The following is a 4593-nucleotide window of genomic DNA, read 5'->3' as shown; positions in this document are numbered from 1 at the left end:
GCCGCAGGCGTCGCCGAGCAGGACGGTGCGTCCCCGGCTCCAGCGGGGCACCACGCTCTGGGAGACCTGGTCGTAGTAGACGTGTTCGGGGTCGGGGCAGTGCTGGAGGGCGCGGGGCACCAGCCAGCCCAGGTCGGCGTGGGTGCGGCGCAGTTCGGCGCGCGGGTCGGCGGGCCGGTCGGGGGTGGGGCTGCGGTGCACGGTGAAGGCGGCTACGCGGCCGTCGCGCAGCCCGTACAGGCCCATCTGGGCGCCGGTGGTGTCGGTGAGGTAGAAGCCGCCGTCGATCCGGGCGTGGATGTCGGGGTCGGTGAAGACGAAGGCTGCGGTGTGGAAGCCCAGGTAGCGCAGGTGGTCGGTCGCGGAGCCGAAGACCTGGGCGCGCACGGTGGAGTGGATGCCGTCGGCGCCCACGAGCAGGTCGCCGGTCAGGGTGCGGCCGTCCGCGAGGGTGACCTCGACGGTGTCGCCGTGGTCCTGGACGCGGTGCAGGGCCGCGTCGTAGCGCACCGGCACGTCGGGGGGCAGGGTTTCGCGCAGGGCGCGTTCGAGGTCGGGGCGCATGAGGGAGACCACGCCCAGGTGGGAGAACTGTTGGATGCCCAGCGTGGCGCGGGGGGCGCCGTCGCGGTCGACGAAGGTGGCGTGGTCGATGTCGTAGCCGAGTTCGCGCAGGCGGGGCAGTAGGCCCATGAGTTCGGCGGCCCGGTAGCCGGGGCCGAAGAAGTCGATCATGTAGCCCTGGGTGCGGGGGCCGGGTGCCTGTTCGAGGACGGTGACCTGCCAGCCGTGGGTGTGCAGGCGGTGGGCCGCGGCCAGTCCGGCGATTCCGGCTCCGCAGACGATCGCTCTCATGGGTGTGCTCCTGGGGTGTGGTGGGTGAGCAGGCGGCGCAGGACGGGTTCGATCTCGGTGGAGGTCAGGTCCGGGGTGAGGGCGCGGTGCAGCAGGACGCCGTCCAGGGTCGCGGCCAGGACGGTGGCGGTCTGTCGGGGTTGGGGGACGCCGGCGTGGGCGAGCCAGTCGTTGAGGTGGCGGCGCATCAGGTCCAGGACGCCGGTGACGGCCCGGCGCAGGTGGGGGTCGCGGGTGGCGGCCAGGTAGGTCTCGGTGACCAGGTGGGAGGCGGGGTCGTCGCCGGGGTAGCGGTCCAGCTCGCGCAGGATCAGCGCGAGTCCCTGGTGGGGTGTGGTGGTGGGGCCCAGCAGGTGGACGGCCTCCTCGACGATGGCGGTGATGGCCTGGGTGGCGGCCTGGGTGAGCAGGGCCTGGAGGGAGGGGAAGTGGTAGTGGACCAGGCCGGGGCCCACGCCCGCGCGGTCGGCGAGTGTGCGGGTGCTGACCGCTGACCAGCCGCGTTCGCTGATGAGTTCGGCCGCTGCCCGGAGCAGGCGGCCTTTGACGTCCTCGCCGCGTGGTGCCATGTGCGTCCCGCTTCTTGGTCGATCGCCTTGGGCGAATGTATTGGTCACTCGCCCAATTCCGAGAATGGCACAGCGCCCGCCCCCGGGGCAAGCCGCGGAGGCGGGCGCGCACGAAGAAGAAGGGGGTGTGAGGTCCCCCGTGGTCCTCACACCCCCTGTCGGTTCTGCCGGGTCAGGCGGTGGCGCCGCCCTGGCCCAGGAGGATCTTGCGCGGCTGGGCCTTGGTGGAGACCGGGACGCGCAGGGTCAGGACGCCGTCGGTGTGGTCGGCCTCGATGTGCTCGGTGTCCAGGTCCTGCCCCAGGCGCAGGCGGCGGGTGACGGTGCCGGTGGGGCGCTCGCCGACCAGGACGCGGCCCTCCTCGGTCCGCTCGGGGCGCTGGGCGCGGACGGTGAGCACCGAGCCCTCCACCTCCAGGTCGATGCCGTCGGCGGGCACGCCGGGCAGGTCGATCCGGACCACGAGGGCGTCCTGGGTGCGCACCGCGTCCATGGCGGCGTTGCGCGCGGCGGAAGCGGTGGAGGTGGTGACGTCGAAGGGGATGGTGCGGGTGAGAAGCATGGAAGAACCCCCGAAAAACCTCGGCTTGATGCTGATGGACTCAAGTTTATTGACGACTTTGGGCGCGTCAAGGCGGTGTGGGCCACCCCACACGACGACGCCCCAGGCCCCGTGTGCGTCGGGGTCTGGGGCGTGGAACGCGTGGTCAGCGGGTTCGGGCCAGGGTGATGATCTCGGGGCTGGACGCGGTCAGGGGCGAGCGGTCCCAGTTCCCGAACCGCTCGACGGCCCGCAGCCCGGACCGCTCCAGCAGCAGGTCCAGGTGGTCGGCCTCCACGAAGCGCAGGGTGCTCACGGTGCGCAAGGGGAGGGAGGAGTCGGAGCGGGTGGTGGTGCTGGTGAAGGTCACCAGTCCTTCGGGTGTGGGAGCGGCGGCGTCGTGGACGTCGCTCACGCGCACACCGTCGGCGGTGGTGACCTGGTGCGGGTGGGCGGGGGTCCACCTCTGCCAGGCGCGCGCGGCCGGGTTGCGGGTCTCGAAGGCCACCAGGCCGCCCGGGGCCAGGGCCCGGCGCATCGCCCGCAGCGCGGCGCCGACCTCCTCGTCGGCGCGCAGTTCCTGGAAGGCGTGGCCGGTCATGGTGACCAGGTCGAACTCCTCGTTCCAGCGGCCCTCTGCCGCCTACCGGGCCCGCGTACGGGCGCCGAGCTGCTCGGCCAGCCGCGCGAGTTCGGCCGCCTCTGCGGGTGAGGTGTTGCTGAGTCCGCTGTGCACGGCCGTCGGGCTCCGCAGGAAGCGCCGCAGCGCGGCCACGAGCAGGCCTTCCGGCAGGGTGTGCAGCGCGGCCAGCCCGCGGGGCACCGGCGGCCCGGGCAGGGCGGTCAGGCTCCGCCGCATGAGGCGCAGCATGGCGCGGACCGCGCCCGGGTCCTGGGACAGCGCCACCGGGCCGCCCGCCGTGTGCACCGCCTGCCCGAGCGGTACCCCGAACGCGGCGTGCGTCGTGAGCCAGGCGTCCATCCTCGGCTCGATCCTGGTGTTGATCCCGGCGGTGCGGAACGTCCGCACGATGCGTTCGAGTCGCGGGGTGGTACGGCCGTCGGGCTCGCCGATCGGTGTCGCGACCCGGCGGGTGAGGAAACCGGGCGCGCGGTAGCGGACCACGTCGCCGTCCATCGTGCCGCCGGCCGTGCCGAAGCCGAGCAGCACCCGCTCGTGCCCGATCACCGCGCCCAGCGGCTCCGGGCCGCCAGCCCAGTTGTGCAGGAACAGCACGTCACCGTCGAGGCCGGCGAGCGACTCCAGCACCGCGTCCGCCTGGTGGGCCCGGACCAGGACTGCGGTCAGGTCGTACCCGCCGTCCGGCTGCTCGACCACCGGAACCGGCACCCGCCGGACGGCCCGGCCGTCCTCCTCGACGAGCTGCACGCCGTGTCGGCGCAGGGCGGCCAGGCGCCCGCCCCGGGCGAGGAGGGCGACGTCGTGCCCGGCCTCATGCAGGCGGGCTGCGAACACGCTGCCGAGGACCCCGGCACCGTACACGAGTATTCTCATGGCCACCTTTTCCGTACGTTCGTTTAAATCATACGTTCGTTTGAATCAGATGTCTGTAGTGTACGCAGGCATGGCACCACCTGACACCCGCACCCAGATCCTCGACGCGGCCGAGCGCCTCTTCGCCGAGCGCGGCTACCGCGGCACCTCGGTCCGCGCGATCACCGACCTCGCCGGAGCGAACCTGGCCGCCGTCGGGTACCACTTCGGGTCGAAGGCGGAACTCATGTCCGCGGTCGCCCGCCGGGTGGTCGAGCCCATCAACGCCGCGCAGTGCGCCGGGCTCGACCGGCTACTCGCCGAGACCGCGGACCCCGGGGTCACCGAGCTGGTGGAGGCGTTCGCGGGGCCGCTGTTCGACGGGATGCCGGCCGGCGACGAGGGCGGCGCCCGCCGGTCCCGGCTGATCGTGATGATCCTCAGCGACCCGGCCGAGGAGGTGCGCAGCTGGGCCGGTGCGGGTCAGGACACGGTCCGTGAGCGCTACCTGGCCGCCTTCGCGCGCGCACTGCCCGGCCTCTCCCCGGAGGAGCTGTGGTTCCGGATGCGGGGTGTCCTCGCCGTGACGGCCGTGGACCGTGTCGAGGTCCACCAGCGGCCCACCCCGGACTGCCCGTCCCCGGAAGCGGGCGAGGCGGCCCGGCGCTGGGCGGTCACGTTCCTGGCCGCAGCGATGGGCGCACCGCCGACGGGGCCCTGACGGGCCGGGACGGCCGCGGTCGGACGGGCGGTGGCGCAGGTCGTGGTCCGCATGGTGCGCCCCCTCCCTGCTGGTCAGGGAGTGTCGGCGACTGCCATGAGCCGCGGGATGTCCCCGACGATCACGCCCGCGGCCATCGCGGTGATCTCGCTGGGGTCCAGGCGCGGTGCGACCTCGGCCATGTCACCGCCCACTGCGCGAACGGGCCTGCGCCGCTTTGGGGGCCGACCGGCCGGGGCTGGCGCGCGAACTCCACGCGCTCGTCGACGGCCTGGCCCTGCACGTGGTGCCCCTCCCCGGCGACGACGGCCGGTGGGCACCGGAGGTGCTGCGGCTGCGCGTCCAGCAACTCCAGGCAGGCCGGGGCTGAGTCCCGCTCCGCCGCCCTCCCGTGTCGGGGAAGGCGGCCGAC

General features: G+C 73.7%; 7 protein-coding genes. 2 read left to right on the top strand and 5 right to left on the bottom strand.

Going from position 1 to position 4593, the window contains the following annotated elements; translation table 11 throughout:
* The 5 genes from DQW06_RS25405 to DQW06_RS25385 all read right to left on the bottom strand — a co-directional run.
* The coding region (locus DQW06_RS25405; protein WP_117199447.1) for an FAD-dependent oxidoreductase at positions 1 to 855 on the bottom strand (855 nt) is incomplete at its 3' end.
* Entirely contained in the window at positions 852 to 1424 is a 573-nt protein-coding gene (locus tag DQW06_RS25400; RefSeq protein WP_117199446.1) for a TetR/AcrR family transcriptional regulator, read from the bottom strand. The genes DQW06_RS25405 and DQW06_RS25400, both read right to left, overlap by 4 nt.
* Before the next feature lie 172 nt (positions 1425 to 1596).
* The gene (locus DQW06_RS25395) at positions 1597 to 1986 is read right to left on the bottom strand and encodes an Hsp20/alpha crystallin family protein (protein WP_117199445.1); all 390 of its coding nucleotides are present in this window, start codon (positions 1984 to 1986) and stop codon (positions 1597 to 1599) included.
* 145 nt (positions 1987 to 2131) lie between these two features.
* Positions 2132 to 2566: a hypothetical protein gene (locus DQW06_RS25390; protein ID WP_232051663.1), complete on the bottom strand. Its 435-nt coding sequence runs from the start codon at positions 2564 to 2566 to the stop codon at positions 2132 to 2134.
* A 42-nt stretch (positions 2567 to 2608) separates the two neighbouring features.
* Positions 2609 to 3481, bottom strand: coding sequence for a ketopantoate reductase family protein (locus tag DQW06_RS25385; protein ID WP_013153014.1), 873 nt, complete (start codon positions 3479 to 3481; stop codon positions 2609 to 2611).
* 70 nt (positions 3482 to 3551) lie between these two features.
* Between DQW06_RS25385 and DQW06_RS25380 the strand changes: the two genes are divergently transcribed.
* Positions 3552 to 4181, top strand: a complete 630-nt coding sequence (locus DQW06_RS25380) for a TetR/AcrR family transcriptional regulator (RefSeq protein WP_013153015.1) — start codon at positions 3552 to 3554, stop codon at positions 4179 to 4181.
* Between the two features lie 217 nt (positions 4182 to 4398).
* Positions 4399 to 4551 carry a hypothetical protein gene (locus DQW06_RS29025; protein ID WP_156910836.1) on the top strand — a complete coding sequence of 51 codons (153 nt, stop codon included), beginning with the start codon at positions 4399 to 4401 and terminating at the stop codon, positions 4549 to 4551.
* The last annotated feature ends 42 nt before the right edge of the window (positions 4552 to 4593 follow it).

Source organism: Nocardiopsis sp. TNDT3 (assembly GCF_003427465.1).
In the GTDB taxonomy this organism is placed as follows: domain Bacteria; phylum Actinomycetota; class Actinomycetes; order Streptosporangiales; family Streptosporangiaceae; genus Nocardiopsis; species Nocardiopsis dassonvillei.
This window is presented reverse-complemented; position numbering and strand designations above follow the sequence as displayed.

Bases quoted from the DNA above. Each gene is read 5' to 3' on its own strand.
- DQW06_RS25385 (WP_013153014.1), bottom strand. From the start codon at position 3,481: ATGAGAATACTCGTGTACGGTGCCGGGGTCCTCGGCAGCGTGTTCGCA.
- DQW06_RS25395 (WP_117199445.1), bottom strand. From the start codon at position 1,986: ATGCTTCTCACCCGCACCATCCCCTTCGACGTCACCACCTCCACCGCT.
- DQW06_RS25380 (WP_013153015.1), top strand. From the start codon at position 3,552: ATGGCACCACCTGACACCCGCACCCAGATCCTCGACGCGGCCGAGCGC.
- DQW06_RS25400 (WP_117199446.1), bottom strand. From the start codon at position 1,424: ATGGCACCACGCGGCGAGGACGTCAAAGGCCGCCTGCTCCGGGCAGCG.
- DQW06_RS25390 (WP_232051663.1), bottom strand. From the start codon at position 2,566: ATGACCGGCCACGCCTTCCAGGAACTGCGCGCCGACGAGGAGGTCGGC.